This window comes from Paractinoplanes lichenicola (genome assembly GCF_016785085.1).
GTDB lineage: Bacteria > Actinomycetota > Actinomycetes > Mycobacteriales > Micromonosporaceae > Actinoplanes > Actinoplanes lichenicola.
In genome coordinates, this window is record NZ_JAENHO010000004.1 from 377,494 (window position 1) to 393,461 (window position 15,968).

17 protein-coding genes are annotated in these 15,968 nt (G+C 70.7%); 7 read left to right on the plus strand and 10 right to left on the minus strand.

All coding sequences use genetic code 11. From position 1 onward, the window contains the following. Nucleotides 1-46: 46 nt before the first annotated feature. From JKJ07_RS15200 to JKJ07_RS15235, 8 genes are all read right to left on the minus strand, one after another. Entirely contained in the window at nucleotides 47-1,300 is a 1,254-nt protein-coding gene (locus JKJ07_RS15200) for a hypothetical protein (RefSeq protein ID WP_202992164.1), read from the minus strand. After that, on the minus strand, nucleotides 1,293-1,814 hold the full coding sequence (locus JKJ07_RS15205) for a sigma-70 family RNA polymerase sigma factor (protein ID WP_202992165.1): 522 nt from the start codon (nucleotides 1,812-1,814) through the stop codon (nucleotides 1,293-1,295). The genes JKJ07_RS15200 and JKJ07_RS15205 overlap by 8 nt, the downstream gene beginning before the upstream one ends. Before the next feature lie 83 nt (nucleotides 1,815-1,897). Then, nucleotides 1,898-2,860 (minus strand): LacI family DNA-binding transcriptional regulator, encoded by a 963-nt coding sequence (locus JKJ07_RS15210; RefSeq protein WP_202992166.1) that lies wholly within the window; start codon nucleotides 2,858-2,860, stop codon nucleotides 1,898-1,900. Further along, complete coding sequence (locus tag JKJ07_RS15215) at nucleotides 2,857-3,096, minus strand: hypothetical protein (RefSeq protein WP_202992167.1); 240 nt, start codon at nucleotides 3,094-3,096, stop codon at nucleotides 2,857-2,859. Before JKJ07_RS15215 ends, JKJ07_RS15210 begins: the two co-directional genes overlap by 4 nt. A 108-nt stretch (nucleotides 3,097-3,204) precedes the next feature. Then, nucleotides 3,205-5,205, minus strand: a complete 2,001-nt coding sequence (locus tag JKJ07_RS15220; protein WP_202992168.1) for a glycoside hydrolase family 2 protein — start codon at nucleotides 5,203-5,205, stop codon at nucleotides 3,205-3,207. A 10-nt stretch (nucleotides 5,206-5,215) separates the two neighbouring features. Beyond that, entirely contained in the window at nucleotides 5,216-6,064 is an 849-nt protein-coding gene (locus JKJ07_RS15225) for a carbohydrate ABC transporter permease (RefSeq protein WP_202992169.1), read from the minus strand. Further along, nucleotides 6,057-6,926 (minus strand): carbohydrate ABC transporter permease, encoded by an 870-nt coding sequence (locus tag JKJ07_RS15230; RefSeq protein ID WP_202992170.1) that lies wholly within the window; start codon nucleotides 6,924-6,926, stop codon nucleotides 6,057-6,059. The genes JKJ07_RS15225 and JKJ07_RS15230 overlap by 8 nt, the downstream gene beginning before the upstream one ends. Beyond that, complete coding sequence (locus JKJ07_RS15235) at nucleotides 6,926-8,266, minus strand: ABC transporter substrate-binding protein (protein WP_202992171.1); 1,341 nt, start codon at nucleotides 8,264-8,266, stop codon at nucleotides 6,926-6,928. The genes JKJ07_RS15230 and JKJ07_RS15235 overlap by 1 nt, the downstream gene beginning before the upstream one ends. A gap of 142 nt (nucleotides 8,267-8,408) precedes the next feature. On the opposite strand from JKJ07_RS15235, the gene JKJ07_RS15240 reads away from it, so the two are divergent. From JKJ07_RS15240 to JKJ07_RS15250, 3 genes are all read left to right on the plus strand, one after another. Further along, nucleotides 8,409-9,425, plus strand: coding sequence for a LacI family DNA-binding transcriptional regulator (locus JKJ07_RS15240; RefSeq protein ID WP_202992172.1), 1,017 nt, complete (start codon nucleotides 8,409-8,411; stop codon nucleotides 9,423-9,425). Between the two features lie 68 nt (nucleotides 9,426-9,493). After that, complete coding sequence (locus JKJ07_RS15245; RefSeq protein ID WP_202992173.1) at nucleotides 9,494-9,916, plus strand: hypothetical protein; 423 nt, start codon at nucleotides 9,494-9,496, stop codon at nucleotides 9,914-9,916. Nucleotides 9,917-10,101: 185 nt separating this feature from the next. Then, nucleotides 10,102-10,929 carry a glycoside hydrolase family 16 protein gene (locus JKJ07_RS15250; protein WP_236028987.1) on the plus strand — a complete coding sequence of 276 codons (828 nt, stop codon included), beginning with the start codon at nucleotides 10,102-10,104 and terminating at the stop codon, nucleotides 10,927-10,929. Here JKJ07_RS15250 and JKJ07_RS15255 read toward each other — a convergent pair. After that, the gene (locus JKJ07_RS15255; protein WP_202992174.1) at nucleotides 10,926-11,699 is read right to left on the minus strand and encodes a class I SAM-dependent methyltransferase; all 774 of its coding nucleotides are present in this window, start codon (nucleotides 11,697-11,699) and stop codon (nucleotides 10,926-10,928) included. The two genes, JKJ07_RS15250 and JKJ07_RS15255, sit on opposite strands and share 4 nt — an antisense overlap. A gap of 232 nt (nucleotides 11,700-11,931) precedes the next feature. Here JKJ07_RS15255 and JKJ07_RS15260 point away from each other — a divergent pair, with 232 nt between their 5' ends. The 3 genes from JKJ07_RS15260 to JKJ07_RS15265 all read left to right on the plus strand — a co-directional run bounded on the left by JKJ07_RS15260 (nucleotide 11,932) and on the right by JKJ07_RS15265 (nucleotide 14,458). Next, on the plus strand, nucleotides 11,932-12,606 hold the full coding sequence (locus JKJ07_RS15260; RefSeq protein ID WP_202992175.1) for a hypothetical protein: 675 nt from the start codon (nucleotides 11,932-11,934) through the stop codon (nucleotides 12,604-12,606). Between the two features lie 129 nt (nucleotides 12,607-12,735). Further along, nucleotides 12,736-12,858, plus strand: a complete 123-nt coding sequence (locus JKJ07_RS51110) for a hypothetical protein (RefSeq protein WP_268919159.1) — start codon at nucleotides 12,736-12,738, stop codon at nucleotides 12,856-12,858. 70 nt (nucleotides 12,859-12,928) lie between these two features. Next, nucleotides 12,929-14,458: an endonuclease/exonuclease/phosphatase family protein gene (locus JKJ07_RS15265; protein WP_202992176.1), complete on the plus strand. Its 1,530-nt coding sequence runs from the start codon at nucleotides 12,929-12,931 to the stop codon at nucleotides 14,456-14,458. Here the strand turns inward: JKJ07_RS15265 and JKJ07_RS15270 are convergent. After that, the gene (locus tag JKJ07_RS15270) at nucleotides 14,453-14,926 is read right to left on the minus strand and encodes a MarR family winged helix-turn-helix transcriptional regulator (protein WP_202992177.1); all 474 of its coding nucleotides are present in this window, start codon (nucleotides 14,924-14,926) and stop codon (nucleotides 14,453-14,455) included. The genes JKJ07_RS15265 and JKJ07_RS15270 overlap by 6 nt on opposite strands. An 82-nt stretch (nucleotides 14,927-15,008) precedes the next feature. On the opposite strand from JKJ07_RS15270, the gene JKJ07_RS15275 reads away from it, so the two are divergent. Further along, nucleotides 15,009-15,959 (plus strand): aldo/keto reductase, encoded by a 951-nt coding sequence (locus tag JKJ07_RS15275; RefSeq protein ID WP_202992178.1) that lies wholly within the window; start codon nucleotides 15,009-15,011, stop codon nucleotides 15,957-15,959. Nucleotides 15,960-15,968 lie beyond the last annotated feature (9 nt).

Genomic DNA, 15,968 nt, shown 5'->3' on the forward strand with positions numbered 1-15,968 from the left:
CCCACCGGGCGGGCCTGCGGCCGGTCCGGTTACGGGTGGGGAAGCGCTAGGGGAGGGGGAGCTGCCGCCAGGTCCGGCCGTCCGCGGAGACGTACGGGCCGATTTCCGACGTCACCAGGAAGGGATCGGCGGCCTGGCGCGAGGTGACCTGCAGGTGTCGACTGAGATCGGCGGGATAGCCGGGCAGGCTCGTCCGCGTGTATGTGCCGGTGCCGCGAGCGGCGACGAACCCGGTGCCCGTCATGACGATGTGCGAGCCGTCGGCGGCGACGAAACCGGCGTTGTCCACGGCGCCGCGGATCGTGTCCCCGGCCCGCCAGGTCAGCCCGCCGTCGGTGGTGTGCTGCGCGACGGCCACGTTGTCCTCGCGATAGATCAGCACGTACGCGGTCGCGCCCGGGCTCGCGGCCACCCACGGCTGATATTTCATGGGCGCCCAGCCGTTCTGGAACTTGGCCGCCACGCCGTCGGTGAAGACGTGGGTGCGCCACGTCCGGCCGGCGTCCGAGCTGGCGGCCACCGCGGGCTTCTTCGTGACCGGGTCCAGCCCCGGAACCCACAGGCGCCCGTCGGCCGGCACGGTGATCAGGTCGCTCCACCCGGGCTCGACGGTGATGCCGGTGGGCTGGTGGGCCAGCGGGGCGAACCGTCCGGTGGCCGGGTCGATCGCGCCGACCGTGCAGGTCGTGACCCGGAAGACCACGCAGTCGACCGGGCGGGTGCCCGCCGGGACGGCGGCCAGCGGCTCGGTGCTGGTCTCGGCGCGCTGCCAGCTCCCGCCGCCGTTGGTCGTGACCCACAACCGGTCGCTGTCCCGCGCGACGGTCGTTCCGGTCGCCTCGTTGAACGGGATGACCCGGCCGTCGTTCCAGGCGAGGATGCCCGGGGCCAGCGGGATGAGGGTGGCCATGCGGGGGTCGCCGGCGTCTGCGGGCTGGGGCGGCTCGGTGCGGCGCTGCCACGAGTTGCCGCCGTCGGACGACACCCACAGCTGGGAACCGCAGCCGGTGCAGCCCACGAGAACGCTGTAAAGGTCTTGCCCGGTGGCGGCGGCCGTGGTCACGCGGGGCCACACGGCCTCGGACGGGGCCGCGGCGGGCAGGCCGGTGCCGTCCGAACCGCCCCGCACGGCCAGGCCGAGCCCGGCCACGGTCAGGACGGTAGCCAGGAACGCCGCGCTCGACGTGACCAGCCGGCGCCGGCGGACGCGCACTGCCCTCCGCCGTACGGTATCGAAATCGGGCTGGCGCACCGCGTCACCGGCCTCGGACCGCAAGCTGTCGAACCGCCGCTCAAGCATGACGGACCTCCTCGGTCAGCGGGACGGGCTCGTCGTCGGTCAGGTAGCGGGCCAGCGTGGCGCGGCCCCGGGCCAGCCGGGCCTTGACCGTGCCCACCGGCACCCCCAGCGTCTCGGCGACCTCGGCCACCGACAGGTCGGCCAGGTGATGCAGCACCACGACCTCCCGGGTCGGCGGGGCCAGCCGGCGCAGCGCGGCCAGCAACGCCACCCGATCGCCGGACATCCCCGGCACCGCCGCCGGAGCCACCTCGACGCGCCCCGAACGCACCAGCTTGTCGAACAGCCACCGCCGCCGATACCGGCTCCGCGCCACGTTCAGCGCGGCCACCCGCAGCCACCGCTCGGCGTCGTCGGCCTGCAGAAACGACCGCGGCGAGGCCAGCACCCGCGCGAACGCCTCGTGCACGGCGTCCTCGGCCTCGGCCAGATCACCGACGAGGCCGTAGACCTGCGTCACGAGCCGCCGGTAATAGGCCTCGTACGCTTGCCGCACCGACTCGTCGGCCCCCACGCACCCTCCCCGCCGCTCACCACCTGTCCCTCAAAGGACCAACAGCCCACCCGTACGGTTGCAGGCGTCTTCGACTTTTTTGGTCAGCTGGAGCCGCGCACGGTCAGCGTCGTCGGCAGGCGGGCCGGGGCGGGCAGGGCCGGGTCGAGCAGGTGCTGGACGGCGGCTGCGGCCTCGTCCTCGACAGGCATGTAGACCGAGGTCAGATCGGCCGCCTCGGCCAGGGTGCTGCCGTCGAAGCCGACCACTGCCACGTCGTCGGCCACCCGGCGGCCGGTCTCGCGCAGGGCCCGCAGCACGCCCATGGCGGTGACGTCGCAGGCGGCGAAGACGGCGTCGAGCCCGGGCTCGCGGGCCAGCAGTTCCCGGGCCGCCGCGTAGGCGCGGGCGTACGTGAAGTCGCCGTCGGCGGCGGTCACCGGCTGGGCCGCGCCGGCGAACACGCGCAGAAAACCGTCCCGGCGCTCCTGGGCGCACGGGGTGGGCGGGCCGAACACCGCGCCGACCCGCTTGCGGCCGGTCTTGACCAGATGGACCGCGGCCTGATGCCCGCCACCGTCGTTGTCGGGGGCGACGAACGCGACGCCCGGCGCCGACCGGCCCAGCGCGACCACCCGGCCCCGGCGTGCGTACGCGGCCCCGGCTGCACCCGCCACGTTGATCAACAGCCGCCCGTACGGCGGGTCGTCGTCCTGCGCCGGCAGGGTGGACACGCGCCGCACCTCGAGCGCGATGTCCCGGTCGCCCAGCGCCCGCATGGCGCCGGTCAGCGCCCGCCCGTAGAACGGCTTGACGCTCAGCGCGGCCGGATCCGGGTCGACGATCAGCACCTCGACGCGTTCCCGGCGGCCCGCGCTGGGCCGCCCGGTCGCCAGCGCCTGCGCCACCGCATGCGGCTCATACCCCAGCTCGGCCGCGACCGCCCGCACCCGCTGCCGCACGGCCTCGGACGTGCCGTAGGCGCCGTTGATCGCCCGCGAGGCGGCCGCGCGCGACACCCCGGCGGCCCGGGCGACATCGGCGAGCGTGGGTCGCTGATCCGTCATGCAGCGAGGTTAGCCGCCATCAGCGCACAAATCCCGCCCACCGTCACGACCAGGCTGGCCACCAGGAACCCGACGTTGTGCGCGGCCCACCACCGGGCCCGGCCCTGCACATAGGCGGGGACGTCCTGCGCCCGCACCAGCCGCACGGCGACGACGGCCAGCGCGGTCACGATCATCCCGAGCACGCCGAACCAGGTCACCACCCCGGCCACCTCGACCCAGCTGCTCGACTCCATGCGGCCATCACACCCCGCCCGTACGCGGGAAGGTGTCTCACCTTGAGACGGCGGCGACCAGTCCTACCCGGGGCGGGGGTCGCCGGTCGCCCGGAGACCCCCGCGAGGTCAGGCCAGCTTGTCGTCGCCGATGTGCGGGGTCGTGCTGCGGTCCACGTCGACCGTCGCGCGGGCGGCCACCTCACCGTTCGGGGCCAGGGCGGTCACGTGCAGGCGGCCGGCCGGCCAACCGTCGGGCAGGGTGGCGTCGACGGTGACGGCGGGGCTCAGCTCGTACGGCTTGGCCTCGACCGCCGGCCCGTCGACCGGGGGCAGCAGCGGGGCGGCCGAATAGACCGGCCCCCAGGCCCAGGTCAGGCGGCCGGCGAAGAGGTCCGGGCCGTGATGCGAGACGTGCGCGCCGAACGTTGCCGTCGGGCCGAGGATGTCGCGGCTCGGGGCCACGGGCAGCACGTCGAGCACGAGCGTGGTGGTGGCGTTGGCGTCGACGGGGGAGGCGCCGCCCAGGTCCTTGCGCTGCCGGTCGAAGGTGAGCAGGCCGGCCGACTCGTGTTCGATGTCGTAGAGCTCGGTGTAGACGTAGCCCGACAGCCGGTCGTGGCGGCGCAGCTCCTGGGTCTGCCAGCGCAGGTGCCAGCCGCGTTCGACGGCCGTGAAGCCGCCGCCGTATTCGCTGTTGAGGTTGGGCAGGCCGCGCAGCGGTTGCGACGGCACGGCGAGCGCCTTGTTGACGACGAAATCCGGGCCGAGCTTGACCGGGAAGTCGTCGCGCTCGCCCTCGACCAGGGCGCGCAGGGTGCGGGCCCAGCCGATCGCGCTCTCGTCGTAGTAGTGCCAGTCGAGCAGGTCGGTGCGAACGTGGGTCCAGCCCGAGTTGTCGACGATGGGACGGCTCCGGTCGAGAGAAGCCAATTTCCCGTACGCGGAAACGACTGCCTCCTGCTTGGCCGCGTCGCCCGGGATGTCCCAGTCGAGGCCCCACTCCTCGTTGTAGAGCCCCCAGATCACGATCGCCGGGGAGTTGCCGTCGCGACGGACCATCGGCTCGATCTGCGCCTCGAACGCGGCCGTCGACGCCGCGCTGAACGTGCCGGTGGACGCGGGCTCACACCACAGCAGCATGCCCAGCTTGTCGGCCAGGTGCACAAACCGCGGGTCCTCGAGCTTCAAGTGCTTCCGTACGAGGGTGTAGCCGAGCTCGCGGGCCAGTTCGAGATCGCGGATCATCGCGTCGTCGCCGGGCGGGGTGATGCCGGTCTCGGGCCAGTAGCCCTGGTCGAGCACGCCCTTGACGTAGAGCCGCTCCCCGTTGAGCAAAATCTCCTCACCACGCACCTCGACGCTGCGCAGCCCGGTGTAGCCGCGGACCCGGTCGACCCCGTCGGACGTTTCCAGCTCGACGTCGACGTAGTAAAGGTGAGGCGCCGAGGGGCTCCACAACGCCGGCTCGGCAATTTCCAGGATTATTTCGGAAATGTCCGAGGTGACAGCCGGGGCGCCGGCGAGGTTGACCCGGATCGTCGCGCCTTCGGTGTTCGGGCCTGTGGCCTCTACCCGTACGACGATGCCGTCCAAGTTTTCGGTGGGGCGCAGCGACAGTGACGCGATGTGGGTGGCGGGGCGGGATTCCAGCCAGACGGACTGCCAGATTCCTGAGCTGGGCGTGAAGCAGACGCCGTCGTAGTCCGTACGGGGGACGCTTCTTTGTTTGCCGTGGGCGATTTCGCGTTTGTCGGCCGGGGCGTCGACTCGCACGACGAGTTCGTTCGTAGACGAGAGCGCGTCGGTGATGTCGGCCTCGAACGGCGTGTAGCCGCCCTCATGCTTGACGACCTCGATGCCGTTGACCCATACGGTGGTCAGGTGGTGGGCGGCCCCGAAATGCAGGACGATGCGCTGCCCGTCCCAGTCGGAAGGCACGTCGATTGTGCGCCGATACCAGCCGATCGGCTGCCAGTATTGCGCGAGGCCCGAGGCGCGGGTCTCCCAGGCGTACGGGACCTCGATCTGACTGTCGAAAACGGGCTCGCCGAAGGAGAAATCCCAGGCGCCGTTGAGGCTGAGCCAGCTGTGCGAGCGGTCGAAATGCGGCCGCGGATACTCGTTCATGGAAAGCCTTTCAGCCTTTGACGCTGCCGGCGAGGATGCCGTTGATGAAGTGGCGTTGCAGGAGAATGAAGACGAGCAGCAGCGGGATCATCGCGATGCTGCTGGCGGCGAGCAGTTCGCTCCAGACGGTGGCGAAGTCGGCGCCGATCCGGTTGCCGCTGATGTTCTGGGCCAGGGTCGAGAGCACCACCTGCAACGTCTGATGCCGCTCGTCGTTGACGGCGACCACGGGCCAGACGAAGTCGTTGTAGACGTTCATCATGGTCAGCACCGCGAGCCCGGCCAGTCCGGGCCGGATCACCGGCACGACGATCCGCCGGAACACCCCGAATTCCGAGGCGCCGTCGACCCTTCCGGCGTCGAGCAGCTCGTCGGGAATGGCCGCGATCACCTGCCGCATCCAGAAGATGCTGAACGCGTCGATGCTGCCCGGCAGGATCAGCGCCTTGTACGTGTTGACCCAGCCCAGCGCGCTCATTTCCAGCAGCAACGGAATGATGAGCACGAGCGTGGGCAGCATCAGGGTCAGCAGCACGATTCCGAAGAGGACGTCCTTGCCGGGGAACTTGTATTTGGCGAACGCGTAACCGGCCAGGGGACAGAAGAACAGCGTCATGCCGCCCTTGATCGCGAGCACCAGTGCGGTGTTGGCGAAGCCGGTTCCGATCGGCACGTCGGCGAACATGGCCCGATAGCCGTCGAGCGTGACGTCGCCCAGGGTGAAGCCGAGCGGGTCGCTGATGATTTCCGCGGCCGGCTTGACCGACGAGCTGATCGCCCACCAGATCGGGTAGAGGAACAGCAACGCCAGTACGCCCAATAGTGCGTACGTGGGAATGCCTGGTCTTTTGTCATTCATCGCGCGCTCGCAGCAGCCGGACGGAGACAAGGGACAACGCGAACACGAGGATCACCAGCAGGAACGAGTTGGCCGCCCCGGTGCCGAGGTCGGACGCCGTGATGTGGTCGTAGAGGTAGAGCCCGGCGGTGGTCGTGGAGCCGTACGGGCCGCCCTGGGTCACCACGAACGGCTCGGCGAACATCTGGAACACCGCGAGCGTCTGGATCACCAGCAGGAACGACAGGCTGCGGCGCATCAGCGGGACGGTCATCGACCAGAACTGCCGGGCCCGTGAGGCGCCGTCGAGGTCGGCCGCCTCGTACACGTGGCTGGGGACCGACTGGAGACCCGCGAGCAGGATGATGATCGCGAACCCCGTCGTCTTCCACAGGAACAGCAGCGCCAGCGTCGGCTTGGACCAGGCGGTGCTGGTCAGCCAGCCCACGTCGGGCAGGCCGACCAGGTTGAGCGCGTGGTTGACCAGGCCGTAGTCGCGGTCGAAGACGACGATCCAGACCTGGGCCATGGCGACCAGCGGGGTCACGAACGGGGCGATGAACGCGACCCGGAACACCCCGCGCAGCCGCAGTTTCGCGTTGGACAGCAGCACCGCGGCGCCGAGGCCGGCGACGAGCTGGATCGGCACCACGAGCAACCACATGACCGAGCTGTTGCCCAGCGACGCCCAGAATTCGGGGCTGGTCAGCAAATACGTGTAGTTGTCGAAGCCGATCCAGCGGGCCTCGCCGGCCCCGGTCCACTTGGTGAAGCTCAACCGCAGCGCGTACGCCAAGGGGTACGCGCCGAAGGCGGCGAACACGAGGAAGAAGGGCAGGACGAAGACGTACGGCGCCGCTCTCCTTCGAAGGAGCGCGGACATCAGGCGCGGTCCACCAGGTTCCGCTGGATCTGCTTGGTCGACTCGGCGATCACGTCGTCCGGTGCCATCTGCCCCTGGATCAGCCGCTGCACGTTGTTGCCGAGATAGTCGACGGCCTTGGCCCACCAGGCCGGAATCGGGGCGGCGGCCGGGATCGTCTTGCTGGCCTCGACGGCGACCTTCCAGAGGTCCTGACCGCCGAGCGCCTCGACCGGCTTGAACAGCGGCTCGGCGTCGAGCGCGGGCAGGAACGCGGGCACCGAGGTGTTGAGCCCGCCGGGGTAGGTGTCGCTGGGGCCGTAGACCGCCTTGATGCCCTCGTCGCTGACGGTCAGGAACTCGTACAGGCGCCAGGCCAGCTCGGGGTTCTTGGCCTTGGCCGGGATGACGAAGCTGCTGCCGCCCATCGCGCCGCTGCGGGCGCCGCCCGGGGTCCAGGCGGGCAGCGGGGCCGCGCGCCACTTGCCCTTGGTCTTGCTGAGCAGGGTCTGCGGGGCGAAGTCGAACCAGATCGCCCACGGCACGAACGCCTGCGTGCCGTCCTCGAGCGCGGCGATGTCGGCCGGTTTCAGGTACGGGGTGTGGGTGACCAGCTTGTCGTCGACGGCCGACTTGATCCAGGTGAGGATCCGGCGGTACTCCTCGGAGTCGAGGCGCAGCTTGCCCTGGTCGTCGCTGAGGCTGGTGCCCTGCTGGTTGGCCAGCATCTCGAGCCAGAGCTGGCCCAGGAACGGGTCGGCGTCGAGGTGGATCGGCTTGGCCTTGGCGTTGCGCTCTTGCAGCTTCTTCGAGGCGGTCAGCAGATCGTCGTACGTGGCCAGGGACGCCGGGTCGATGCTCGCGTCCTGCAGCAGGTCCTCGCGGTAGTAGAGCAGGCCCGGGTTGAGGTCCCACGGGACGCCGTAGACCTTGCCGTCGACGGTGTTCACGCTCAGCTTCTGCGGGGCGATCTTGTCGCGGTACGGGGCGATCAGCGTGGTCAGGTCGTACAGGTGCTCGGCCTGACCGGCGATCTTCGCGTCGTCCCAGAACGAGCCGTCGGGCACCCCGGCCCCCGAGATCAGCGTGTTGGCCAGCTTGGCGTCGATGTCGACGGCCTGGTGGTCGACGGTGACGCCGGGGTTGGCGGCGGTGAACTTCTTGATCGCGGCGTCGAAGACCTTGAACAGGTCGCCCGAGCGGCTCCAGATCGTGAGGGATCCGGTGAGCGGGCCGGCGGACGACGACGCGGTCAGGGGCTGGGAGGTCGTGGTGTCGTCGCCACCGCCGCAGGCGGCGAGGGCGGTCAGGGCGGTGGCACCGGCAGCGCCGGCCAAAAGGGAACGGCGGGTGGTTGTCATATCGGGCTCCTCCGAGCTGGTGGCAGCTCTGCAGACTCGCTCTGCAACGATGCAGACATCGTGCACGTAGCTCTGCAACGATGCAAGACCTATGATGGGCGCGTTGCATTAAGCTGTCGGTCGACTCAGGGGAGGGCGGACCATGCGCGAGGCCACGCTGCGGGATGTGGCGACCCGGGCCGGGGTGTCGATCCGTACGGTGTCGAACGTCGTGAACGGCTACGCCCCGGTCTCCGACAGCCTGCGGGCCAAGGTCGAGACGGCGCTGACCGAGCTCGACTACCGGCCCAACCTGATCGCCCGCAACCTGAAACAGGGCCGCAGCGGCATGCTCTGCCTGGTCGTGCCCGAGCTCGACGTGCCCTACTTCGCCGAGTTGGCCCGCGCGGTCATCGCGGCCGGCCGCAAGCACGGCTACGCGGTCATGGTCGACCAGACCGACGCCGACCCCGTACGGGAGAGGGAGCTGCTCACCCGCAACTCGCGGCTCACCCTGTTCGACGGGCTGATCCTGAGCCCGCTCACGCTCAGCGCCCAGGAGCTGCGCGAACGCGGCAACAAGACGCCGGTCGTGCTGCTCGGCGAGCACATCTTCGACGGCAGCTTCTCGCACGTGGCGATCGACAACGTGGCGGCCGCCCGCGAGGCCACCGAGCACCTGATCGGCCTGGGCCGCACCCGCATCGCGGCCGTCGGAGACCAGCCCTACCGTACGGGCGAGACCGCGCAACTGCGCACGGCGGGTTATCGGCAGGCGCTGGAAAGGGCCGGTCTCCCGTACGATCCGGCGCTGGTCCGCCCGACCGAGCGCTTCCATCGTCGCCTCGGCGCCACCGCCGCCACCGCCCTGATGGCCCTCGACTCCCCGCCCGACGCGATCTTCTGCTACAACGACCTGCTCGCGCTGGGCGCCTTACGTGGCCTGCTCACGGCCGGCTTCCGGGTGCCCGACGACGTGGCCGTGATCGGCATCGACGGCATCGAGGAGGGCGAGTTCGCCACTCCCAGCCTGAGCACGATCGTCCCCGACAAGCAGGCGATAGCGACGCTGGCCGTCGAGAGCCTGGTCGCCCTGATCGAGGGCGGCGCCGCCCCGGCCCCGGCCGAGGCGCGGGCCGCCCACACGCTCCTACCCCGCGAGAGCACCGTCGGTCGCTGACTCATCCGATCGCGTGGTCATTCGATCGGGGCCTGAGCGCGGGCGGGTGGTCGTCCAACAATGACGGCATGAGAGCGCACCGACTGGCCGGGCTGGTTGCCTTGTCCTTGCTGCCGATCGCCGTTCCCGCCCCGGCCGCCGCGGCGATCTCGGGCGAGCGTTACGCCTATCTCAAGGCCGTCGACCCGAAGACCCGGACGGTGACCTTCGACGTCGTCACCTGGTTCTGGGGTGCGGCCGCGACCAAGGCGTGCCGCGAGGACGGGCAGGAGATCCCGGACATGGAATGGTGCAACGACTACTACTACCGCAACCCCGACACGAAGCTGCACACCGCCCGGGTCGCCGCGAAGGCCGTCGTTCTCGCGGTCTCGCCGCGGGACGCGCGCCGCTTCGTGCCGGTCCCGTTGGCGCGGCTCCGATCCGGGCCCATCACTTTGCGGTTCCGCGACGGGGTGGTCATCCGGGTGGCCGAGGTCTTCGTGCCCTGACTTTTGGACCTTGCTGCCCCGGGGGAACGCGATCGGTGCCCGATCGGGCCGACCCGGGCTGCCCGGTTGCGCCCCACCCGGCCGTCACGCACCGTGAAGTGAGCGGTCAGGGTTGCGTTCCTCGAACAACGGGGGTCTATGTTGGGGATTGATCGGTTTTGTCCCTCTCCCCCGGAGGATTCCCCATGCGTAAGTCAAGGTTTTTGATCGCGGCCACCGCCCTCACGGTGACCCTCGGCGCGGGCCTCACGGTCGGCTCCCGCAACGACACCGCCGAGGCCGCAGTGGTCTGGAACGAGGACTTCAACGGTCCGGCCGGCTCCGGCGTCGACACCTCGAAGTGGAATTTCGATACCGGCGGCCATGGCTGGGGCAACCAGGAGCTGCAGTACTACACCGAGGGCACGAGCAACGTCGCCATGGACGGCGAAGGTCACCTGGTGATTACGGCGCGTAAGGGCAGCGGCGGGCACAACGACTGCTGGAACGGCGCCTGCCAGTTCACGTCGGGCCGCATCCAGACCTCGGGCAAGTTCACCCAGCAGTACGGACGGGTCGAGGCGCGGATCAAGGTGCCCGACGGCTCCGGCCTCTGGCCCGCCTTCTGGATGCTGGGCGGCGGCAACTGGCCCACGGACGGCGAGATCGACATCATGGAGGTCGTCGGCCGCGAACCCAACCAGCTCTTCGGCACGCTGCACGGCCCCGGCTACTCGGGCGGCGAGTCCTACGGCAACCAGATCGTCTCGGGCACGCCGTGGCACCAGGACTTCCACACGTACGCCGTGGACTGGTCACCCAACCTGATCGTCTGGACCGTGGACGGCAACGAATTCTTCCGGGCCACCCCGGAATCGCTGCGGGCCGCCAAGGGCAACGTCGACTGGGTGTTCGAGCACAACTTCTTCATCATCCTCAACCTGGCCATCGGCGGAAACTTCGGCCAGGGCAACCCGGCCGGCCTCCCCGACGAGAGCCGCATGCTGATCGACTACGTCCACGTCAGCAACTAGCTTCTCCCGGCGACCATCACCATGCGGTGGTGCTCCGCGGTCAACGGCTCGCCGTCCTCGCCGAAGCCGGCCACCTCGTCGAACCCGGCGGCGACCAGCCAGTCGCGCAGCTCGGGAAAGGCGAACAGCCGCTTCACGAACGTCAGGCGGCGGGCCCGGCCGTCCCGGATCACCGTCCGCTCCACCTCGAACCGCATCGTCAGCGGGTCGAGGTGGTGCCGGTCGACCAGCATGTCACCGTTGTCGAGGGCGGACGTGATCCGCGACGGCGGGACCGAGGCCAGAAACCGCGTCAGGTTGTCCAGATCCATCGCGACCCTGCCCTCGGGCCGCAGCACCCGAGCGATCTCGCCGAGCACGCCCCGATTCGTGGCGTCGTCGAAATACCCGTACGCGGTGGTCCAGTTGATCACCCGATCGAACCGGCCCGTCCAGTCCGGCAGCGCCCGCATGTCACCGGCCACGAACTCGACCTCCGCCGTTGCGTCGGCCCGCGCCCGCTCCAAGAAGACGGGGGACGAGTCGAGCCCGGTCACCCGGCAGCCACGCGCCGCCAGCGCGTTGGCCATCGTGCCGTGACCGCAGCAGAGATCGAGCACCGCCATGCCCGGCGCCAGTTCGAGCAGTCGCCAGACAAGATCGACGGCCGCGTCCTCCCGATAGGCCGTGCCGACCAGGGGGCCGTGGGTGGGGCCTTTGCTCTCGGTGGCGAAGAAATGCAGATAGTCCTCTTCGTACATCGCCGTCGCGTCGAAAAGATCCGCCGTCATGCCCCCGACCGTAGAAACGCTGCCGCGCGCTCGCAACCGGCGCCGCGGAAGTCAGCGTGCCGCTGGCAATCCGGCGCCGCGGGAGGTGTCGGGGTGTGGGCTTGCGGATGGGGGCCACAGTGGTGCCGTGTCTGGGGGAGTGGGCGGAAGACGTCAGCGGGCCGGGGTGCTTCGGCGTCTGTTGAGTCCGGCGGGTTTGATCCTGGCCGGGTTGTGCCTGCTTTTGCCGTTCATGAGTGCCTCCTGCGGCGCCGACCAGTCGCCGCGTACGCAGTGGCGGGTCACCTACACCGGTGCCGATGTGATGACCGGCGGCGCCCCCGAGATCTACTACACCGAGGACGCCGACCGCGAGCCGATCCGCCGGCTGAGCGCCGCCGAGGTCGAACAGTTTCTCGGGCCGGAAACCCTGTCCCTGCCGGCGCAGCCCGTCGCCTGGTCGGCCGCGGCGCTCCTGCTGATGGCGCTCGCCGCCGCGGCGCTGCCCTCCCGCAGTTGGCGCGCGACGGCCGTGGGCGGGCTGGCCCTGGCCGCGGCCATCGTGCTGTTCGGGGCGACGGTGCTGGCCCGGCGCGACGCCACTGACGCGGTGGCCGCCGTGTTCCTTCAGTCCGGCCAGCCATCGGCCGAACCCGCTCCGACGGTCGCGGAAGTACGCGACTGGGACAGCTACGACCAGGTCGCCGCCTCGTTCCGCTACGCCTACGGCCTCTGGGTGGCCGTCGCCGCGCTGGCCGCCATCGGTGTGGCGTCCACCGTCGACGCTCTCCGGTCCACACCCCGGTCGGCCTCGGGTTTGCGCGGCCCGAATGCCACAGCCACGGGCTCGGGCGGCACGGATTCTGCCGGCCCGGACGGTCCCGCCCCGGAAGCCATCGCCCCTGACTCAGGTGGTCCGGGTTCCTGAGGCGTCCACGACGGCGGGGACTCGAATGGCAGCGCCTGACCGGCCTTGGCCGCGGCGTCGGCGTGGCAGGTCGGCGTGCCAGGTGGGGTGAGGGGGAACGAGTACCAAGAGGGTGATATCGGCGACGACATGGCGGACCTGTGGCGGAGCCTGCGCACCGGCGAGATCGACGACCCGGTCTTCGAGGCGGCGCTGGGCGATCTCGTCCGCCGGGTCGAGGAGTGGCCCGGCCGCGCCTTTCCGGCGGAGTGATGTGAAACAGTCTACGAACTTTACTGTCAGGCATTGATTGACGTCGCTGGCTGCGGTTGAGTCCAGAGTTATGATCAAGCTGGCCCTGGCGGCCGTTGTGGCTCTTGTCGGCGTCGCCGTCGCTCCCGCGCCGACGGGGAGCCTGGCCATCGGCACGCCCGTCGTCGTGCAGGGTGAGGCCTTGCGGGTGGACTATCGGGCCGACGCCGCGAACGCCACCAACTGGGTCGGCATCTACACCGATCCCGGCAACGGACCGGTCGATCAGAAGTTCGTCGGGCCCTCGTTCCAATGGCAGTACGCCACCGCGGCGAGCGGCACGCTGAGTTTCGCCACCGGCTCCTGGGCGCCCGGCAACTACATCGCGTACGGGCTGGCCCGCGACGGATACGCCTGGTTCGCCGAGCCCGTACGCTTCACCGTGCGCAGCTCGCAGGCGCTGCAGTTCGTCGCCGCGACCACGCCGCTGCGCAACGCCAAGGCCCAGCGCGGCTATCAGGCGTCGGTGGCCGGCCTGCTCACCGGTGACCGTCAGGGCGTCGCGTTCGCCAAGGTCGACGGCGCGGCCTGGCTGACCGTCGGGCGGGACGGGACGATCGGCGGCACCCCGCCCGAGAGCGCGGGCGGCACCACGGCCGCGGCCACCGTGCAGGCCACCAACGGCACCGGCCAGACCGCCCGTACGCGGGTCACCGTCGACGTCAGCCGCGCCGCCGACCGGCTCGTGCCCACGCTCAACGTGATGAGCTGGAACCTGTGGCACGGCGGCACCCGGGTCACCGACTACCGCGCCAAGCAGCTCCGTTTCCTGGTCGAGCAGGACGTCGACGTCGTCGGCATCCAGGAGAACGACGGCGCGGCGGCGGCCCTCGGGGCGGCCCTGGGCTGGAACTATTACGACGCCGGGGCCGACGTCGGCATCCTGAGCCGCTATCCGATCGTGCGCCGGGGCGCCCAGTCGTCCGGCGGGGTCAAGGCCAACGACGTCGTGATCAGCCTCGACGACCAGTTCGGCGATGACGTGGCGCTGTGGAACGCGCATCTCGGCTACACCCCGTACGGGCCGTACGGCGCCTGTTTCGGCAAGCTCTCGACCGCGCGCCTGCTGCAGCGGGAGGCGGACTCCGGCCGTACGGGTCAGATCACCACGATCCTGCAGCGGATGCAGGCGCAGCTGGGCCAGTCGGCCACCACCCCGATCCTGTTGACCGGCGACTTCAATGCCGCCTCGCACCTCGACTGGACCCCGGCCACCCGCCGGTGCGGCTATCAGCAGACCGTCCCGTGGCCCACTTCCACGCTGCCTGCCCAGGCCGGCCTGACCGACACCTTCCGCGTGGCCCACCCCGACCCGGTCGCTGTGCCCGGCAATACGTGGTCGCCTATCACGCGGACGTTCGCCGGGGGCTACGGCTACGACCAGTTCGCCGGGCAGCCCGAACCGCAGGACCGGATCGATTTCGTGTACGCCAGGGGCGGCTGGCCGGTGCTGGGCTCGCGCACCCTGGTCGTCGGCGCACCCCAGCCCATCCCGAACCACGCCGCCAACGCCTGGACCTCCGACCACGCCGCGGTGCTGACCACGTTCCAGGTGTCATAGGGCCGGGCTGCGCTTGATGGCGGCCTCGACCGCGGACCCGATGCGCCGCAACGCTTTCAGGTCGTCGCGGTCCAGGTCGTCGATCAGGTATTCGCGGACCGCGGCGACGTGGCCCGGGGCCGCCGCCACCACCTCGGCGTAGCCGGCCTCGGTCAGCGTCGCGTTCGTCCGGCGGCCCGAGCCGGGGACGCGGGCGCGGGTGAGCAGCCCCCGCGCCTCCAGCCGCCCGGCGACGTGGGACAGCCGGGACAGTGACGCCGCCGTCCGGCCGGCCAGGTCGCTCATCCGCATCGTGCGCTCGGGCTCCTCGGAGAGCACCGACAGCACCATGTATTCGAAGAACGTCATCCCCGATTCGCGCTGCATGCGCGCGTCGAGCGCCGCCGGCAGGCTGATCATGATCGCCGAGTTGGCCAGCCAGGCCGCCAGCTCGTCGGGTTCCAGCCAGCGCGGGGTGCTCTTCGTCATGGCCCCATCCTAGCCCCTCTTGTTGACGCATCAAGTTCGAGCGTGTACTTCTTGATGCGTCAAGTTCAAACGGAGGCGCGACATGCGAACCACCACCCTGGGCGGGCTCGAAGTCCCCCGCATCGGCCTCGGCGTCATGGGGATGTCGGCGTACTACACGGGCGCCGGCCGCGACGACGCCGAGTCGATCCGCACCATTCACCGCGCCCGCGACCTGGGCGTCACCCACCTCGACACGGCCGAGGTCTACGGCCCCTACGTCAACGAGGAGCTGGTCGGGCGGGCGATCCGCGGCCGCCGCGACGACTACGTGATCGCCACCAAGTTCGGCCTGATCTCGGGCAGCCGCCCGGCCGCCGTCCGGGCCGCCGCCGACGGGTCGCTGCGCCGGCTCGGCACCGACCGCATCGACCTCTACTACCAGCACCGGGTCGACCCGGGCACGCCGATCGAGGAGACCGCCGGCGCCCTGAGCGAGCTGGTCGCCGCGGGCAAGGTGCGGCACATCGGGCTGTCCGAGGCGTCGGCGGCCACGATCCGCCGGGCGCACGCGGTGCATCCGGTGGCGGCCGTGCAGACCGAGTATTCGCTGTGGACCCGCGACCCCGAGGCCGAGATCCTGCCGGTGCTGCGCGAGCTGGGGATCGGCCTGGTGCCGTACTCGCCGCTCGGGCACGGCTTCCTCACCGGCACGATCCGCTCGCTCGACGGCCTCGACGCCACCGACTGGCGCCGCACCAACCCCCGCTTCACCGGCGGCAACCTGGCCCGCAACCTGCGCCTCGCCGACGAGGTGCGCGCGGTCGCGGCCGAGGCCGGGGCCACGCCGGCCCAGGTCGCCCTGGCCTGGCTGCTTGCGCGGGGCGAGGCCGTCGCGCCGATCCCCGGCACCAAACGGATCGACCGGCTCGAGGAGAACACCGCCGCCGACCGGCTCCGGCTCACCGAGGCCCAGCTCGCCCGCCTGACCGCCCTGCCCGCGGCCGCCGGCGCTCGTCACGACGAGCCCGGCATGGCCGCCGTCAACCTGTAGAAACGGAGC

What these genes read in the sequence shown, in the direction of transcription:
- JKJ07_RS15260 (WP_202992175.1), top strand. Translation starts at nt 11,932, where the DNA reads ATGAGTGCCTCCTGCGGCGCCGACCAGTCGCCGCGTACGCAGTGGCGG.
- JKJ07_RS15275 (WP_202992178.1), top strand. Translation starts at nt 15,009, where the DNA reads ATGCGAACCACCACCCTGGGCGGGCTCGAAGTCCCCCGCATCGGCCTC.
- JKJ07_RS15225 (WP_202992169.1), bottom strand. Translation starts at nt 6,064, where the DNA reads ATGAATGACAAAAGACCAGGCATTCCCACGTACGCACTATTGGGCGTA.
- JKJ07_RS15245 (WP_202992173.1), top strand. Translation starts at nt 9,494, where the DNA reads ATGAGAGCGCACCGACTGGCCGGGCTGGTTGCCTTGTCCTTGCTGCCG.
- JKJ07_RS15220 (WP_202992168.1), bottom strand. Translation starts at nt 5,205, where the DNA reads ATGAACGAGTATCCGCGGCCGCATTTCGACCGCTCGCACAGCTGGCTC.
- JKJ07_RS51110 (WP_268919159.1), top strand. Translation starts at nt 12,736, where the DNA reads ATGGCGGACCTGTGGCGGAGCCTGCGCACCGGCGAGATCGACGACCCG.
- JKJ07_RS15250 (WP_236028987.1), top strand. Translation starts at nt 10,102, where the DNA reads ATGCGTAAGTCAAGGTTTTTGATCGCGGCCACCGCCCTCACGGTGACC.
- JKJ07_RS15270 (WP_202992177.1), bottom strand. Translation starts at nt 14,926, where the DNA reads ATGACGAAGAGCACCCCGCGCTGGCTGGAACCCGACGAGCTGGCGGCC.
- JKJ07_RS15265 (WP_202992176.1), top strand. Translation starts at nt 12,929, where the DNA reads ATGATCAAGCTGGCCCTGGCGGCCGTTGTGGCTCTTGTCGGCGTCGCC.
- JKJ07_RS15235 (WP_202992171.1), bottom strand. Translation starts at nt 8,266, where the DNA reads ATGACAACCACCCGCCGTTCCCTTTTGGCCGGCGCTGCCGGTGCCACC.
- JKJ07_RS15200 (WP_202992164.1), bottom strand. Translation starts at nt 1,300, where the DNA reads ATGCTTGAGCGGCGGTTCGACAGCTTGCGGTCCGAGGCCGGTGACGCG.
- JKJ07_RS15210 (WP_202992166.1), bottom strand. Translation starts at nt 2,860, where the DNA reads ATGACGGATCAGCGACCCACGCTCGCCGATGTCGCCCGGGCCGCCGGG.
- JKJ07_RS15255 (WP_202992174.1), bottom strand. Translation starts at nt 11,699, where the DNA reads ATGACGGCGGATCTTTTCGACGCGACGGCGATGTACGAAGAGGACTAT.
- JKJ07_RS15240 (WP_202992172.1), top strand. Translation starts at nt 8,409, where the DNA reads ATGCGCGAGGCCACGCTGCGGGATGTGGCGACCCGGGCCGGGGTGTCG.
- JKJ07_RS15230 (WP_202992170.1), bottom strand. Translation starts at nt 6,926, where the DNA reads ATGTCCGCGCTCCTTCGAAGGAGAGCGGCGCCGTACGTCTTCGTCCTG.
- JKJ07_RS15215 (WP_202992167.1), bottom strand. Translation starts at nt 3,096, where the DNA reads ATGGAGTCGAGCAGCTGGGTCGAGGTGGCCGGGGTGGTGACCTGGTTC.